This window comes from Bacteroidota bacterium, assembly GCA_035506275.1.
Lineage (GTDB): Bacteria > Bacteroidota > Ignavibacteria > UBA10030 > UBA8401 > JAGVPT01.
This window is the reverse complement of the sequence record DATJPT010000002.1, coordinates 47,279-65,961: the sequence shown is the minus strand read 5'-3', so window position 1 is coordinate 65,961 and position 18,683 is coordinate 47,279. Positions and strand designations below refer to the sequence as shown.

Below are 18,683 nucleotides of genomic sequence, written 5' to 3'. Positions count from 1 at the left end.
GTTGCTGGTATGGAAAAGAAACAATTCATGGTGAAATTTTCCCCCCGCCGGCCTGATTTTGTACGGACAATGACCGCGGAAGAAAAAATGATCGTCCAACAGCATCATGCTTATTGGGTGGAACAGATGAAGAAGGGGCGGGCCATTCTCTTCGGTCCCGTGTTCGATCCGAAAGGAACGCATGGGATCTGCATTGTAACCGTTGAGGATGAGGAGGAGGTCAAAGGACTTGTGGAGAGCGACCCTGCCTCGATCATCCACAACTATGAATACTACCCGATGAATGCGACGACTTCGCCCCAGTAAAGCGGAAATGTGTTTGTCGTCGGTATCAACTATTTCAAGGAGAAGAAAGATTTGAAATTATCATCTTATGTTTTTTCCATGACAATGCTTGTCCTTTCCCCCCTCGCGGGCCAGGGGCTCTCTGCATCGGAAACATACCGGACCGACAACGGAGCCGTTACCGCAGGTCCGGCACGGTTCGAATTTCTTACTCCTACGATGGTCCGGATCGAATTTTCTCCGACGTCGCATTTCGTCGATCAGCCGACCGTTGTCGTCCAGTTGCGGCGGAAGGCCGCAATACCGGTCAGCGTGAAAGAAGAGAACGGCTGGGTGGTTGTTTCTTCGACCTCATTGACTCTTCGCTACAAGGCCGGCTCGGGAGCGTTTACCAAAGAAAATCTCAGCGTGGCCTGGAATTTCGCAAATCGAAGCGGGACGTGGTCCCCCGGCGATCCGGACACGCTGAACCTCGGCGGTATTACGACCCTCGACGGCGTCAACGGGGACAGGCTTCCGCCGCCGCAAAAGGGGATCCTGAGCCGGAGCGGATATTTCGTTCTCGACGACAGCGGAAGCCCGGTCATGGATTCAGCGTCGGCGTGGGTCGCCGCGAGGACGGAAGACGGAGATCAGGATTGGTACTTTCTTGCCTACGGCAGCGACTACCGCCACGCTCTGAAGGATTTTTCCCTTCTCTGCGGGCAAATTCCGATGGTGCCGAGGTACAGTCTCGGCATCTGGATGACGGACCTCAACTACGAATATCTGGCGGGGTCCGACATGACGACAAAGTTTCATTTCACTTCGGACGATCTGAAAAAAGAGATCGACAGATTCCGGAGCGAAGGACTTCCGCTCGACGTCCTTGTGCTGGATTTCGGCTGGCATAAATTCGGCTGGCAGGGGGGCTACGATTGGAGCCCGGTTTTTGACAACGCGCGGGATTTTCTTTCGTGGTGCCATGGCGCCGGCCTTCATGTTACCGTCAACGACCATCCGAAAACGCGGGGCGAAACCGCGCTTGCGGATCAGGACAGCCATGCCTCCGTGGCGCGGAGGTTGCTCGGGGAGAACGCCGGCGGGAAGCCGGCCTTCACGTACGAATTTCCCGAAAAGTGGCGGTTCAACATCGACCCGACCGACACCGGAAGGCTTGCATCATGGGGTTCGCCGAATTTCAACGACAGCAGCTGGGGGTATCTTGACGGCGGGAAGACGTGGCAGGAACAAGGGTACCCGGACTACATCGGCGCCGCGTGGTACCGAAAGTGGGTGGAGCTGCCGCCGAACAATGCGAAGCGGCTGTATCTTATCTTCGGAGGAGCGTCGTCGCAGTATGCTCTTTTCGTGAACGGAAAAATGGTGAGCGACCATATCTCCGCCGGGAACAGCACCTATAACACGATGACGTATACCGAGATCACGGATTCGTTCCAGAAAGGAAAACCGAATCTCATCGCGCTCAGGATCAATGCCTGGTCGAATTACGGAGGGTTGAGCGCTTTGCCGGTCGAGATCAGCGACGCGGTTCCTCCGGGGATGCTGGAATTCACGCTGACCGACAAGCGTCAGGCCGGCGCATTCATGAACGCCCTTCATGCGCCGCCGATGAACGAAGGGATCGACTTCTGGTGGATCGACGGAACGGGACCGTGCCTCGTCAAAGGATTGAATGATCAACTCTGGACGAACAAACTCTATTATGATTTTACCCAGGAGCTCACAGGGAAGCGGAGCCTGATCCTGAGCAGATATGCGGGATGGGGGAGTCAGCGCTACCCGGCGTTTCACACCGGCGACACGTACTCGGAATGGCCGATGCTGGCGTTTCAGGTCGGGTTCTCTGCGCGAGGCGGCAACATGCTGATACCGTACGTTTCAAACGATATCGGCGGTTTTCATGCGGATACGTTGGGCGTCGGACTCTATTGCCGGTGGCTGGAATTCGGTGCATTCAGTCCGGTGATGCGTCTGCACGGCGCTTATGAGAATCCTGCCAACGGAAACCTGCGCATGCCCTGGATGTACGGTCAAACGGGAATCGACGTCGCGCAAAGATATTTCAATCTGCGCGAGCAGCTCCTGCCGTACATCTACACGTATGCGAGAGCAGCCCATGACGACGGACTTCCGCTGATGCGTCCCCTCTATCTTGAATATCCGGAAGCGCCGGAAGCGTATCTGCATCCGGATGAATATTTCTTCGGCGATAACTTTCTCGTGTCGCCGGTTGTCGATTCGAACAACATCGCAGCAACCTATCTTCCGCCGGGGAAATGGATCCGGTACTCCGACGGAAGAGAAATCGAGGGAGGAGTGGTCGTCAAACGATCGTATGATGTGAATGAGCTCCCCCTTTTCGTAAAATCAGGCTCGGTCATCCCGATGCAGAAAGAGATGCGCTACGGCGATGAACGGCCGCTGGACACCCTCATCGTTCAAGTCTTCGGTCCGGATTCTGGACACTTCAATTTATATGAAGATGACGGGTTATCTCTTCAATATTTGCAGGGGAGATACTCATGGACCCCGATCTCCAGTTCGGGGAAGGAAGGAGATGGATACCGCATCATCGTCGGGGCGGCTTCGGGGAGCTATGATCGGCAGCCGGCACGAAGGGCGTACATATTCCGGCTTCACGGATTTCCCGAACCGCACGACGTTATCGTTGACGGCCATGCATTGAGGAACAAAGCAAAGACAGAAATGTGGCATCGCGACGTAAGTACCGGTGACATTGAGATAACAGTCCCCCCGAAGGACATACGAAAGAAGTTCGAAGTCGTTCTGCGATAGCGCGAGTCAGGCATCGCGAAGGACTCTCCGAACGCGCCTGGCAATGTCATTCGTTCGGGGGTTCTGCTTGAGGTGAACAAACCACCGGTTCATCCTGAGCGAGCGCCGCAAAGCGGCACGAGACGAAGGACATGGCAGCACGCCTTTCTCCCAAAGGGATAGCTTAGCCAGACACGTTCCACCGACTTTGTCGGTGTTACTTGCTCAGGTCTGCGGCCTCGTAGAGGGTGAACAAGCTGGCGGTTTCCCGAATGGATCCTCCGAAGGGGTCCTTCGGACCTTTGAGACGATTCCGCAAGCTTTCTTTTGCACCAAAGAAAGGACAGGCCTTTAATCTGCCTTAGATAAAACCGTTATTCTTCTGGAGACTTTTCCAATGAAATTCATGCGCCCGTTTCTGATTCTTTTATTTGCAGCCTCCATTGCAACCGGCCAATCCATGCTGGACAATCTCCTTTCACCGTCCCGCCTGCCGTATCTCAAATCGGGAAAACTGATTCAAATTTCGAGCAGCGATACGACCGGGGGAAACGACGATTTCATCACCATTCCCGCAGGAGCAGCGGCAGAGCTTGCAAACATCAAAGGGCCCGGCGTCATCACGATGTTCTGGACGACGATCTCATCCTCCGACAAATATTTTCTGCGTCACATCGTGCTCCGGATGTATTGGGACGGGGAAAAAGATCCGTCGGTCGAAGTGCCGATCGGCGACTTTTTCGGAACCGGATTTCAGTACAAGCAATACCTTACGCCGTTCATCGGAATGTCGAGCGGCGGATACTACTGCTATTTCCCCATGCCGTTCAATGTTTCTGCGCGGGTGGAAGCGGTGAACGAAACAGGACAGGCGATCCCCAATTTTTATTATCACATCGACTACCATCAGTTGTCCGCGCCGCTGGACTCGACGGTCGCCTATTTTCATGCGACGTGGCACCGCGAGATCAGAACGGACCCGTCCCATTATTATACCGTTCTTGAAGCAGAAGGGGAAGGACACCTTGTCGGAATTAACCTGAACATGCAGAGCTACGACGGCGGCCTCAGTTTCCTTGAAGGGGATGAGATGATCTTCGTTGACGGCGAAAAGGAGGCGTCGATCAAGGGGACCGGGACAGAAGATTATTTCAACAGCGGATGGTATTTCAATCAGGGAGAATACAGCGCTCCGTACCATGGATTGATCCTCAAAGACGATTCGCTAGGACGGATCGCCGCGTACCGTTTTCACATTCTCGACTGCATTCCGTTTAAGAAATCGATTCGCGCTCTCATCGAACACGGTACGCAGAACACAGAGATCGCAGATTACAGCAGCACAGCATACTGGTATCAGAAAGAGCCGCATCGGTCTTTTGCGCCGATGCTTTCTGCCGGACTCCGCATACCTCTCAGGGTCCAGGTCCCGAACGGCGCGCTCGAAGCCGAATCGCTGACTCCCCAGCAAACATCGCTGGCTTCTTCCGTCGAGGAGATGTCGGCGTACGGAGCCGATTGGAGCGGGTTCAGACAATTGAAGGTCGAAGGGCATAAGAAAGGGGACAGCTTTACTCTTCGTCTTCCCGCAAAAGAAGGAAGGTATGATGTCGATGTCTATTGCACAAAGGGGCCATCGTATGGCGATGTCGCCCTTTCGTCGGCGGGAGTCGTCAGAACGATCGTGAAAGGATATAATGAGACGATCGTTCCCGGTGGAAAACTTACCCTGAAAAACCTCCGTCCGCTTCGCGGGGAGATCGCCTTGGAGTTCACGCTGAAGGGAAAGGATCCGGCCTCGACGGGATATGCCGTCGGCCTCGATGCTTTCGTCATGAAGCCATATCGAAGTTACGTCCCGGCATGGTATGTGTGCGGACCATTTCCCAATCCGCAGGACTCGCTGCACGGTCGAATCGGGATCGATGTGGTCTATCCGCCTGAACAAGAAATCGATCTGAAAAAAAAGTATCGGGGGGCAAACGGACAGGAAGTTCGTTGGCGCCTGACGAAGTGCGGCAAAAATGGATTGCTGGACTTGAGCACATTCCATCCTTCCGACCTGACGGTCGGCTATGCGCTAACGTATGTTTACTCGCCGCGCGCGCAAACGTTGCCGCTGCTGATAGGGAGCGACGACGGCGTGAAGGTGACCCTCAATGGGGAGCCGATTTACCGGTTCATTAAGAACAGGCCCGCGATCCCTGATCAAGACACGGTAATAGCGCTCTTTGAAAAAGGGTGGAACACGCTTTTGTTGAAGGTCGAGAATAACCTCGGCGGATTTGGCTGCTTCGCCCGCATTGCCGACCCGGAAGACGCAGTTCTCTACAGCACATCGAGGAGGAAGTAAGTTGCCTGAAATCGTTCGCCGATTGTATAATTTTTCATCATTCTTGCCGGGACCGGCGATATCCCGATTCCGCGATGACTCTCCTCTTTGCAGTCCAATCAAAACCATCTCAAATCCTTGACAATCCCCTCCGGAAAGAGTACTTTTGAAATGAGCCGTAACACGATTACGAAGAATGGATCCTCGTAATCGGCTCATCCCATCTTCAGGCAATTGCCGTTCCTTCTGAAAAGAATAAGTTCATCTGCGCGAATAGAAGTTCGCGCAACAATCATATTGCAGAAATTAATTTGACGCGGAAGCTGGAACGTTCTCTCTCCGGCGTTGCATTCCGCCGACGTGATGCGGTAGTAGGTCCGCGTGCAGCAGCCCCCGATAAGTCCAAAGGCATGAATGGCCGCTTTGGAAACCTCTTTGCAGGATTTTTTAAATATTGATTGTCCGCACGAAATTTTCCAATTGCTTCATCTCTAGCGCACAGCGCTTCGCCGGGACGCCGGACGAAATCGCTTTTTTGAGATCACAGGTCATCGTTACCGAAAACCTTCTTCATGGCTGATAAACCGGTTCCCCCTCAATCGGCAGATGTACTGCAGGACGAAGTGCGCCGGCTGCGCCGGGCCGTCGAAGAGCTGTCGATCCTCAACGACATTGCCCGTGCGATCAGCGGCTCGCTGAACGCCGAAGAGATCATGCAGACGCTGATACGGAAATCGCTTCGGGCCGTCAACGCCGAGCAGGGGGTCGTGACGCTTGTGGAGGACGAGCAGAAGTCGATGAAGACGCTGATCCGCACGATGGTCTCGTCCGCGGGAGCTCCGGCGTTCCACATGCACCAGGCATTGATCGGGTGGATGCATCTGAACAAGAAGCCGCTGAGCGTCGACGACCCGGCGAACGATGCCCGGTTCCGCGGAGTGCAGTGGGACGGCAATATCAAAACGCTCCTGTGCGTTCCGCTGATCGTCAAATCCGAACTGCGCGGGGTGCTCACCGTCTATAATAAGAAGGACGGGCAGTCGTTCAACGCCGACGACCAGCGTCTTCTCGCCATCATCGCCGCGCAATCCGCGCAGGTCGTCGAGAACGCGCGGCTCATCGAGGAAGAAAAGCTCTACATAAAAATGCAGCAGGAGGTCGGCCTTGCGGCGAAGATCCAGCGGGACCTTCTTCCGCGGAGCAATCCGGGACTCCACGGCTACGATATTTTTGCGCGCACGATCGCCGCGCAATCGATCGGCGGCGATTATTTCGACTTCATTCCCAAGAGCGACGGACGAACCGCCCTCTGCCTGGGAGACGTTTCCGGAAAGGGATTGCCCGCCTCGCTCCTCATGGCAAACCTTCAGGCGACGCTTCGCGGGCAGACGCTCGTGTCGCAGATTCCGTCGGAATGCCTCCTCCGGTCCAACAAGCTTCTGTTCGAGAGCACGAGCCCCGAAAAATTTGCAACGCTTTTTTACGGCATCATCGACATCCAGCAGCACTACATTCATTATTCGAACGCAGGGCACGACTGGCCGTTTCTGATCAGGAGCGACAATACCATCCAGCGGTTGAAAACGGGGGGCCTCATGATCGGCCTCATTGAACAGGCGGCGTACGAAGATGAGCGCATCGACATGCATGCCGGCGATCTTCTCGTCGTCCAATCGGACGGCGTGAGCGAGGCGATGAACAGCAATCAGGAGCAATTCGGCGAAGAGCGCCTGCAGGCCCTGCTGCTCGAACAGAAGAACAGAACTGCGGAAGAGATCGCCGATGCGGTGGTAAAAGAAGTGCGAAAACATGCCGGCGCTCACCCGCAGTCGGACGATATTACGATCATGGTCATCAAACGGGTGATGTAATTTCATTTCGCATCACGGCAGCTCATCACTTTGCACGGTGCAGCGATGTTTCTGCGAATGGTCACACATATAATCCGCGCTGAAGAATCGGAACGCAATGCACAGGTCTACGCCGACTCGATCCTCTCCGCGCTCCGCTCGACGCCCGGATGCGCGTTCGCGTCGCTCCTCCAGAACACGCAAAATGCGCAGGAGTGTATTTCGTTGACGATCTGGAATTCGCGGAAGGAATCGAACGAGTACGAAGAAAGCGGACTGTACCGGAAGCTGGTCGACGAGCTCCGTCCGTTCTTCGCCGAATCGACCGAGTGGAAACTCGAGCTTTCGGAGAATCTTTCGCTTGAATATACGCCGGTCAAGGTCGAACCGACGGTGGAGCGCTTCGACGATTCGGTCGCCGGCTCCGACAACATCAGCCGGCTGAAAGCGAAGCCGTTCGCCGCGCACATCCTTGAGGTCACGGTCAGGGAAGATCAAAGCAGCGCGTTCGAAACGAAATTCGCGTCGGACATCCACCCGAAGTACGAGGCGCACAAAGGGTTCATCGACCTCGTCCTCGTCCGTGAGCATCATAAATTCCATATCGTTTCGTTCTGGGATGAAACCGTCGACCTCGGGTCGGCGTCGGGAATCACTTCGGTGGATCAATTGCTCGAATCGGTCTATAAGATTTTGCCCTCGTTTGTCCGTCAGCAGATCGCTCACGGAAGCGGCCCCCACACATTGGCTTCCAGCGAAGATGTGAGATCGGCGGCGTACCGTTGTCTCACGGCCGAATGGTTCGTCAAATAACGGGATGACCGGCGCATTTGGGGGTGACCCAGCTTAGAGATCCTACGCGCAGGACTGGCATTCTCGCCTCTCCTCATGATGGGTCAGGCAGGTCACGAAGTGATGCCTTTGGCAAATGTCCGAACTGCGAATGCCGTACGTGAGCCGCTTCGGAACCTTTTCCTCTTTGGAGAAATGAATGATAGGTCAAACAATCTTTCAGTACGAGATCCCTGAGCAGCTGGGTGAAGTTCCAAAATCACCCGCGAGCCTGGGGCAGCGAGCGAAAGTGAACTTGCGGATCCCGCCGCTTTTTGGCGGGAAGGGAAGGAGTGTGAAGAGTGATCGGTAAAACTATTCTTCAGTACGAGATCCTTGAGCAGCTGGGCGAGGGGGGCATGGGGGTCGTCTATAAGGCGAAGGATACGAAGCTCGATCGTTTTGTTGCGCTGAAATTTCTCAGCGCGAAAGTCGCTTCGTCGGAATCGGACAGGCAGCGGTTCATCCAGGAAGCGAAGGCCGCCGCGACGCTGAATCATCCGAACATCTGCACAATTTACGATGTCGGCGAACATGAGGGACAGCTCTTCATCGCAATGGAATTCATCGAAGGGGAAACGCTGCGCGACCGGAAAAGCAACATCTCGCTCAAACAATCGGTCGACATCGGCATCCAGATCGCCGAGGGGCTCGCCGCCGCCCATGAAAAAGGGATCGTCCACCGGGACATCAAGCCGGAAAACGTCATGCTCAGGAAGGACGGGCTTGTGCAGATCATGGATTTCGGTCTGGCGAAATTGCAGGGCGTTTCCCGCCTGACGCGCGAGGGAAACACCGTCGGCACCGTCGGATACATGTCGCCGGAACAAGTCCAGGGGTTCAACGTCGATCATCGGACGGACATATTCTCGTTCGGCGTCTTACTGTATGAATTGATCTCCGGGCAATCGCCGTTCAAAGGAATGCACGAGACGGCGATCATCTATGAGATCGTCAACGTCGACCCGGAACCGATCTCGATCTTGAAACCGGAGCTGCCCCCCGACCTCGATGCGATCCTGCTCGAATGCCTTGCGAAAGAGCCGGATGAACGGTACCAATCGGCAAAAGAAATTGTCAAAGACCTCCGGAAATTAAAGAGGGAATCGAGCAGACAGACTGCGAGCAGAGTCCTGGCGGTCCGGAAAAGCCAGATCGCTTCGGGTTCGAGGGTCGCCCCGCAGACGGTCGAGTTCGAAGCGCTTCCTCAGAAAAAAAAGTTTTCGGTCGATCCCTGGATGATCGCGGCGCTGTCGGTTTCCGCGGTACTGGCCGGGGCGCTCGCGTGGTATTTTCTCGCTGGCGCCGCCCCCCCCGAATTGATCCGGCTCTCGTTCGAAGCCCCCGCGTCCAATATTTTCAATTCGTCGTACGGAGGACACTTGGAAATTTCTCCCGACGGAACGATGATCGCGTTTGTTGCGGTCGACTCAATGGGAAAAGACCACCTCTGGGTTCGCCCTCTCGACTCCCCCACCCCGCTTCTTTTGTCCGGCACTGATAACGCCTACTATCCGTTTTGGTCGTACGACAGCAGGATGGTGGCTTTCTTTGCCGAGGGAAAGCTCAAAAAAATAGATGCAAAAGGGGGGCCGGTGCTGACCGTGTGCGAATCATCGGGGGGGCGGGGAGGAACATGGGACAAAGAGGGCATCATTGTTTTTGCCCCCGGTCCCGACGGTCCTCTTTTTCAGGTTCCTTCCGCAGGAGGTACGCCGAAACAGGTGACAACGCTGGACTCGACCGAGTTCGAGGTGAACCACCGATGGCCCGTTTTTCTTCCGGACGGGAATCATTTCTTTTATACTGTCCAGACAAGCAAGCCTTCCCTTGAGGAGGATGCCGACCATGTCCGGATCGGTTCTTTGAATGACCCGAAAACCAAAATTGTAATCCACGCTTCGAGCAATGTGGTCTACAACAAAGGCTGGGTGATGTATTATAAACAGAATTCGCTGCTGGCGCAGCGCTTCGACGAAGGGGCCGGCGAAGTGACGGGCGAGCCGATTCCGATCCTCGAAAACCTTCTCTATGCGCGTGTCAGGAGCAAAGGGGCTTTTTCTCTTTCGAGAAACAACCGGCTGGCGTACCTCGGCATGTCGAAATCAGACAACGAGATGGTCGTCTATAACTCGAACGGCGCCGTGCAGCGCACGATCCAATCCAAAGTGCCGACAACGTGGGCGTCGTTCTCCACCAACGGAAGATACATCGCCACCGATGCGCTGGATGAATCCTCGAAGAACACGGACCTCTGGATCCACGACATCGATCGGAATGCGGACACGCGGCTGACGTTCGACAAGGGAACGGAGATCGTCCCGGTATGGTCGCCGGACGACAGCAAGGTGTATTTCAGTTCCAATGCGTCCGGCGTGTTCAATATCTACGCGAAGAACAGCAACGGCACCGGCGATGAGGAGCTGGTGTACAGCTCGAAGTACAGCTCGTATGTCACCGACGTTTCGCGCGACGGAAAAAAGCTCCTCCTTTCCATCAACACCCAGGGGCCGCAGAAATGGGACATTGGCGTCTATGATATGGGGGGGAAAAAATTTACCCCCCTCCTGACCTCCGAGTTCAACGAATGGCTCGGGACATTTTCGCCCGACGGGAAATGGTTTGTCTACCAGTCCGATGAGACGGGAAAATACGAAGTCTACATCCGGCCGACGGACGGCTCGCCGAGCAAGTGGCAGGTATCGACCAACGGGGGAGGCTCGCCGAGGTGGCTTACCAACGGCAGGGAGATCATCTACAGCATCAACGACCACCAAATTTATGTTGCACCGGTGTCCGTTTCGGGGAACGAGATCGCCGTCGGCCAGTCGAAGCTCGTGTTCAAGATCGACGCCGGCTTTCAGACAAGTCTCTACGACATTTCAAGGGACGGCAAAGAGGTCCTCATCACCCGAACGTTGAACACGCAAACGCTGAAAAGCGGGTCGCTCATGTTCAACTGGAAGAATCTCGTCGAAAATAAATAACCGGACAGCAGGATGATCGGCCAGACAATTTCACACTATAAAATACTCGAGAAGCTCGGCGAAGGGGGCATGGGGGTTGTCTACAAGGCCGAAGACACGGACCTCAACCGTATTGTCGCGTTGAAATTCCTCCCGCCGCAAAACTCGCTGTCGCAGCAGGATAACGAGCGATTTCTCCGGGAAGCGCAAACGGCCGCCGTTTTGAACCACCCGAATGTCTGCACCATCTTTTCAATAGAAAAAGACGACTCGAACGGGGAGAAGCGTCAGTTCATCGTCATGGAATATGTGGAAGGAATGACGCTGAGGGAAAAGCTTGCCGAGGGGCCGCTCTCGCTCGATACAGCATCGCAGTATGCAATTCAGATCGGCGAAGCGCTTCATGAAGCGCATTCCAAGAACATTATCCATCGCGACATTAAGGCGGATAATGTGATGATGACGGCGAAGAACAAGATCAAGGTGATGGATTTTGGTCTCGCAAAGCTAAAAGGTTCGCTGAAATTGACGCGGACCTCCAGCACCGTCGGCACGCTCGCATACATGGCCCCGGAACAGCTCAATGGTGGAGAAGTCGATTCACGCTCGGATATCTTTTCATTCGGCGTTCTCTTCTTTGAAATGCTCACCGGGAAAATGCCGTTCCGCGGCGAGCACCAGGCAGCGATGGTCTATTCCATTGTCAATGAACCCGCCGAGCCGATCACGAAATATCTCCCCGAAGCGTCGGAAGAGTTGTCGAAAATATTCGAAAAAGCGCTGGAGAAAAATCCCGATGAACGCTATCAAACGGCTATCGATATGTCGGTCGATATCCGGCGGTTAAAAAAGCAGACCTCGAAAATTACGTCGATCCGCTCGCTTCAAAACGATGCCTCAGGAATGAGGCCGGCCGCAGCCCCTTCTGCAGCGCAGAATCTGAAATCGCCGGCACGCGTAATGCCGTGGAATTCGGCGCGGGTTCTTCAAATCGCCGTCGGTGTGTTGATCGTTGTCGTTGCCGTCATTTTATTTTCCAGCAGGACCGCGAGTACGGCCGTTCGTGTCACGGTCTCCCAGATCACTGATATGCCGGGGGAAGAATTGTATCCCGATATTTCTCCCGATGGAAATTTTATCGCGTTCACGCGTAACGAGGGGGAGGAGCAGGATATTTTTCTCCAGCGGATCGGCGGAGGGAATCCTATCAACCTTACGAAGGACTCTCATTCAAAAAATAATAGTGCTGCGTTCTCGCCGAACGGCGACCAGATAGCGTTCTGCTCGGACAGGGATGGGGGCGGGATCTATCTGATGGGGTCAACGGGTGAATCGGTCCGTAGACTCACAAAAACCGGTTACAACCCGGCCTGGTCGCCGGACGGAAAAAAGCTTGCCTACGCAACAGAACAGGTGAGAGTCCCTTATGCGAGAACGACGAGAAGCCAGCTCTGGACGGTCTCGATCCGGGATGGGGCAACTGAGCTGCTGGACTCGGGTGATTGCGTTCAACCACGATGGTCTCCCCGAGGAACGAGGATCACATACTGGGGTTTGCCCACCGGATCCGGTTGGAGAGATCTGTGGACGATCGACAGCGATGGGAAGAATAAAACCCGGATTACCAATGACGCGGCCATCGACTGGAATCCGGTGTGGTCGCCCGACGGCCGCTTCATCTACTTCTTAAGCGACAGAAGCGGCACCATGAATGTATGGCGCGTCCCGATTGATGAAAAAACCGGAGAAGCAAAAGGAGAATTGGAGCAGGTCACTGTGCCGGCTTCGAATTGTGCGTGGCTGACACTTTCCCATGACGGCAGGAAGCTCATCTACTCTTCTTTGGAAACTCGTGCAAATATTTATAGAACGGGATTCGATCCTGTGAACGAGCGATTCGTCGGACCGCCCGTGCAGATCACCAGCGGCTCGAAAACGTACAATTGGCTCGATATTTCACCGGACGGGAAACGGATCGCTACGGCAAGCTCCGGTCTCCAAGAAGATATCTTTGTGATGAACAGCGATGGATCGAATATCCGGCGGCTGACAAACGACAAACCCAAAGACCGGGGAGTGAAATGGTCGAAGGATGGAAATTCAATCTACTCCTATTCCGACCGGAGCGGCAAATACGATTTATGGAGGATAAGTCTCGACGGGAGCGGACTGGAACAGATGACGAACGGTCAGGATAACGTCAACAATCCGCACATTTTCCCTAACGGAGTCAATATCGTGGGTGGAAGCATGAGCGCAACCTGGGTGTTTGACCTGACAAAGCCGATGGAGCAGCGCCTTGTCAGGACCATCCCGAACATTCCTGGTACGGTCGATCGTCTTGGTGTCACCGATATTGCACCCGACAACCAGCTTCTCATCGGAGCAAGAGTATTTCCTGACGGATCCGCTAATGGAATCTATACCTACTCTCTCAATGACGATGAATTCAAGAAGGTCGTCGACTATGGCACTTTTCCGCACTGGATTGAAGGAGTGAACAAGGTGATGTTTTTTTACAAAGGCAAGATCTTTTTGTTGAATAGAAGGACCAACGCTATAAAGGAACTTGATGCCTCGCTCCATGTCGACGTCGAGTATTTTCATGCCCTGTCGCCCGACCAGCGGGCTTTCTACTTTATCAAAACGGAAGCCGAGTCGGATGTGTGGCAGGCAATGATGGAATGACCAGCAAAACTGTCTCACGCAAATCCCGATGGGATGGCTTCGCAATTCGTAGCGCAGCCAGGTTTCTTATCGTATTTTTTGCGCACGTGCGTCTTTGTGTGAAGGAAGCTTCTGAATTTATTCCCCGGATATCTCATGATCGGCCAGTCCATTTCGCACTATAAAATACTCGAGAAGCTCGGCGAGGGGGGGATGGGCGTCGTCTATAAAGCCCAGGACTTGAAACTCGACCGCTTTGTTGCGCTCAAATTTCTCCCGGCTCATATTTCCGGCTCCGAGCAGGAAAAATCACGCTTCATCCAGGAAGCGAAATCGGCGTCGGCGCTGAATCATCCGAACGTCTGCACCATTTACGGGATCGACGAGTACAACGGCCAGCAATATATCGAGATGGAGCTGGTCGACGGCGTCACGCTGCGCGAGAAAGCCGCCGCCTCGCAGCTGACGATCAAGCAGGTCGTCGAGTATGGGATCCAGATCGCCGAAGCGCTGCAGGAAGCGCACAGCAAGGGGATCATCCACCGCGACATCAAATCCGAAAATATCATGATCAACTCGAAGGATCAGATCAAGATCATGGATTTTGGCCTCGCGAAGCTGAAGGGATCGTTGAAGCTGACCAAAACTTCGAGCACCATCGGCACGCTCGCCTACATGTCGCCGGAGCAGATCCAGGGAGTCGAAGCCGATGTCCGGTCGGACATCTTCTCGTTCGGCGTCGTCCTCTTCGAGATGACCGCCGGCAGAACCCCGTTCCGCGGAGAGCACGAAGCGGCGATGATGTATTCCATCGTCAACGAGGAGCCGGAGGAAGCGTCGAAATACCGGCAGGATATTCCGCCGGAGCTGCTCCACATCCTGAATAAATCCCTCGAGAAAGACCCGGAGGACCGCTACCAATCGATGTCCGAGATCATTGTCGACCTTCGGCGCCTGAAAAAAGAATCGACCAGAGTCAATCGCACGCAGCTGGTGTCCCTCCCCGGCGGGAAGCCAGCGAACGTTCTTCCGCCGCCGGAAAAGCCTGGGCGGAAAATACCGTCAAAGAAAATATTGATGTGGGCCGGCGGAGCCGCCGTCCTCGCGGCTGCATTCTTCCTTCTGAAGGATGTCGTGGTGTCAAACATCGGAAGGAACAGCGACAAGAAGATCATCGCGGTCATTCCGTTCGAGAACCTCGGCCCGAGCGACAAAGATTATTTTGTTGACGGCATGACCGACGAGGTCACGAGCCGGCTGTCGGGGCTTTCGGGACTGAGCGTCATCGCGAGGTCGAGCGCAGCGCAGTACAGGAAGACGACAAAATCCCTGAAACAGATCGGCGAAGAGCTCGGCGTCAATTATATTTTGCAGGGGACCGTCCGCTGGGAAGACTTTGACGGCGAGACGCACGTGCGGGTCAGCCCGACGCTCATCAAAGTAGAGGACGGGACGCAGACATGGTCAGAATCGATGGAATCCGTTCTTTCGAGCGCGTTCAAGCTGCAATCCGACATCGCGAGCAGAGTTGCCGGCGCGCTGGACGTTGCCCTGGCGAAGACGGAGAAGACCTCGCTGGAAACGTCGCTCACCGAGAACTCGGAAGCGTACGACTACTACCTGCAGGCGACGCAGTATTCGGACCGGACGGTCTCGAGATCCGATTTTGAGATCGCCGTCAAATTATTCGAGCGTGCGATCCGGCTCGACCCTTCGTTCGCTGCGGCATACGCCAAGCTCTCGTACGTCCATTCCAACATGTACTGGTTCTTCTACGACCGGACCGAAAGCCGGGTCGAGAAGTCGCGTGCGGCGGCTGAAAAGGCAATGACGTTGGCGCCGGAACTCTCTGAAGCCCACGAGGCGATGGGATGGTACTACTACCATGCCAAACTGGACTATAAAAGCGCGCTCGATGAATTTTCTCTTGCACTCAAGTACCGGCCGAGCAATTCGAACATCTATTACGGCATCGCTGCGGTACTGCGCCGCCAGGGAGATATGGCGGGGTCGATTGAGTCGTTCAAGAAAGCGATCGTGGGCAACCCGCGCGGGTCGGATCTGTTCCGGCAGCTCGGGGAGACGCAGACGCTTCTTCGCGATTATCAGGATGCCGACCTTAATTATGAGAAGTCGATCGAGCTCACGCCGGATGTCTCGGCAGTGTATTGGGAAAGGGCGAGAAATTTTCTCCTCTGGAAAGGGGACGTGAACGAGGCGCGCCGGATCGTCGAAGATTGCCGGCGCCAGGGGAAAGACAGCGGGACGGAATACTTCCTTGCCGACATGACATACGAGGTGGAAGTCGTCGGCGGCAATTATGAAGCGGCCAGGTCTGCCCTCAACCACGAGAGCGCCGACGTCATCGTGAACGATCAATTCCAGTATCTTCCTTCATCGCTGCTTCGCGCCGAGCTTGAAGAGCTCCGCGGCAACGGATCCGCAGCAAGGAATTATTTTGACAGCGCCCGTGTCCATCTGGAACGGGAGATCAAAGCACATCCCGCGGACGAGCGCCTGTACGGCTCGCTCGGCATCGTTTACGCAGGACTCGGCCGAAAGGAAGATGCGCTTCGCGAGGGAAAGCACGGCCTTGAGCTTCTTCCGATCGAAAAGGAAGCATGGCGCGGTTCGTACCGGCTGATGGACCTCGCGCGTATTTATGCGATGACCGGCGAGCAGGACCTGGCCGTCCAGTCCCTCGAACGGCTCCTCTCGATCCCGTGCGAGCTCTCGGGAGCGCTGCTGAAGATCGATCCGCGGTGGAATTCCCTCAAGGAGAATAAAAAATTTCAATCGTTGATAAATACCAATCTCTGATAACTTTTAAGGCAGGATGCAAGCATGATCGGTCAGACAATTTCACACTATAAGATCCTTGAAAAACTCGGCGAAGGCGGTATGGGCGTTGTCTACAAAGCCCAGGATTTGAAGCTCGACCGGCTGGTGGCGATAAAATTTCTCCCCGGCCATCTCTCCGCTTCCGCCGACAGCAAGGCGCGGTTTTTGCAGGAAGCGAAGGCTACCGCCGCTCTCAATCACCCGAACATCCTTAACGTGTACGAGATCGACGAACAGGACGACGGGATGTTTCTTGTGATGGAGTATCTCGACGGAACGACGCTGAAAAGATACCTTTCGAACCTCACGAGCGGGACCGGCGTCCCGGTCCATCAGGCGCTCGAGTGGGCTTCCCAGATCGCACAGGGGCTCAAAGCAGCGCACGGAAAGAACATCGTTCACCGCGACATCAAGCCCGAGAACGTGATGCTCGCGCACGACGGGAAGCTGAAGATCATGGATTTCGGCATCGCGAAGCTCAAGAGCAGCTCCGGGCTGACGAGGACCGGCACCTCACTGGGAACGCTGTCGTACATGGCCCCCGAACAGGCGCAGGGGGAATCGGCCGATCAGCGGTCGGACATCTGGTCGCTCGGCGTCGTTCTCTACGAACTTCTCACGGCCGACCTTCCCTTTAAGTCCGAGCACGAAGCAGGGCTCCTTTATCTGATCGTCAACGAAGATCCGCCGGTGCCAAGCCTCATGGATAGAAAAATTCCCCACCAGGTCGATGCTCTCCTCAAAAAAATGCTGGCGAAGGGAAGAACGCAGCGGTATCAGTCGATGGATGAGGTCCTCCAGTCGCTGCAGGAGACGCTGCGCGCGGTCGACAGTTCCGCCTCACAACCGCAGACGAAGGCGATCGCGGTCCTGCCGTTCGGCAACATCAGCCCGGACAAGGAAAGCGATTACTTCAGCGACGGCCTCACGGAGGAGCTCATCATCAATCTGTCGCGGCTGAAGGATATCCGCGTAGTGCCGAGGACGACATCGATGCAGTACAAAACGACAACGAAGGACGTCAAGGCGATCGGGCGGGAGCTCGGCACACGGTACATTCTGGCCGGAAGCGTCCGGAAATTCCAGGACAACCTCCGCATCGCGGTCGAGCTGGTCGACGTCGAAGCCGACGCGCAGTTGTGGGCCGAGACGTACAAAGGAAAGCTCTCGGATGTTTTCGACATCCAGGAGCAGGTCTCAAAACAGATCGTCGACGCGCTGATGGTGAAGCTGACGCCGAAGGAACAGATCGTGCTGACGAAGCGTCCGACGCTGAACGCGCAGGCGTTCGACTGCAACCTCCGCGCGCGCGATTCGATGTACCGGTTCACGAAGAACGGCGTGCAGATCGCCGTCGAGCTTTTTCAGAAGGCCATCGAATACGACGCGCGCTATGCCGATGCCTATGCCGGCCTGAGCGAGGCATACGCGCATTTGTACCAGCAGTTCGACCGGAACGAGACGCTGCTCGACAAGGCCATGGAGGCCGGGCTCAAGGCGCTGATGTACGACCCGTCGCTTTCCGAGGCCTACTCCGCGCTGGGACTTGTCTACCTGCATAAAAAGTCGACCGCAGAAGCCCTCGAGACAAGCCTGAAGGCCATCGAGCTTAATCCCTCGAACCACACGGCGTATTGGACTCTTGGGCGGACGTATGTCACGACCGACCGCACCCGGGAAGCTATCGACCTCTTCCTGAAGGTTGTCGAACTCAACGCCGATTTCTACGCCGCGTACGGAGACCTCGTCCTCTGCTATGTCCGGCTCGGGGAGAATGACAACGTCAAGAAGTGGCTCGACGAATCGCTGGTGATGTTCCCGAGGTACCTGACACTTCACCCCGACGATGCCCGGGCACATATCTTCTTCGCCCTTGCGCTTGTGCGGAGCGGACGCATCGAGGAAGGAAAGGTCAAAGCCGCCCGCGCTATCGACCTGAGCCCGAACGACCCGCTGATGTTCTACAACGCGGCCTGTTTTTACGCCAACATCAACGAAAAGGCGCTGGCGCTCCAGACGCTCAAGAAGGCGCTTGCGTCGGGATACGGATTCCACGAGTGGACCAAGCGCGACCCCGACCTCGACAGCCTCCGCAACGAGCCGGAATATATCGAGATGATGAAGGGAAAATAG

The 18,683-nt window shown here is 55.3% G+C and carries 9 protein-coding genes; all 9 read left to right on the top strand.

The genetic code is table 11. The features are described from left to right. Positions 1–9: 9 nt before the first annotated feature. The 9 genes from VMF88_00725 to VMF88_00685 all read left to right on the top strand — a co-directional run bounded on the left by VMF88_00725 (position 10) and on the right by VMF88_00685 (position 18,683). Positions 10–306 carry a YciI family protein gene (locus VMF88_00725; protein ID HTY09568.1) on the top strand — a complete coding sequence of 99 codons (297 nt, stop codon included), beginning with the start codon at positions 10–12 and terminating at the stop codon, positions 304–306. Between the two features lie 51 nt (positions 307–357). Then, the gene (locus VMF88_00720) at positions 358–3,084 is read left to right on the top strand and encodes a TIM-barrel domain-containing protein (GenBank protein HTY09567.1); all 2,727 of its coding nucleotides are present in this window, start codon (positions 358–360) and stop codon (positions 3,082–3,084) included. A 376-nt stretch (positions 3,085–3,460) separates the two neighbouring features. After that, the gene (locus tag VMF88_00715; GenBank protein HTY09566.1) at positions 3,461–5,416 is read left to right on the top strand and encodes a glycoside hydrolase family 172 protein; all 1,956 of its coding nucleotides are present in this window, start codon (positions 3,461–3,463) and stop codon (positions 5,414–5,416) included. A 551-nt stretch (positions 5,417–5,967) separates the two neighbouring features. Then, complete coding sequence (locus VMF88_00710) at positions 5,968–7,266, top strand: GAF domain-containing SpoIIE family protein phosphatase (protein ID HTY09565.1); 1,299 nt, start codon at positions 5,968–5,970, stop codon at positions 7,264–7,266. A gap of 57 nt (positions 7,267–7,323) precedes the next feature. Beyond that, positions 7,324–8,058, top strand: a complete 735-nt coding sequence (locus VMF88_00705) for an antibiotic biosynthesis monooxygenase (protein HTY09564.1) — start codon at positions 7,324–7,326, stop codon at positions 8,056–8,058. A 320-nt stretch (positions 8,059–8,378) separates the two neighbouring features. Next, entirely contained in the window at positions 8,379–11,063 is a 2,685-nt protein-coding gene (locus VMF88_00700; GenBank protein ID HTY09563.1) for a protein kinase, read from the top strand. Between the two features lie 12 nt (positions 11,064–11,075). After that, positions 11,076–13,730: a protein kinase gene (locus tag VMF88_00695; GenBank protein ID HTY09562.1), complete on the top strand. Its 2,655-nt coding sequence runs from the start codon at positions 11,076–11,078 to the stop codon at positions 13,728–13,730. Positions 13,731–13,865: 135 nt separating this feature from the next. Continuing rightward, entirely contained in the window at positions 13,866–16,529 is a 2,664-nt protein-coding gene (locus VMF88_00690) for a protein kinase (protein HTY09561.1), read from the top strand. 24 nt (positions 16,530–16,553) lie between these two features. Continuing rightward, a complete protein-coding gene (locus VMF88_00685; protein ID HTY09560.1) occupies positions 16,554–18,683 on the top strand; it encodes a protein kinase in 2,130 nt (709 codons plus the stop codon).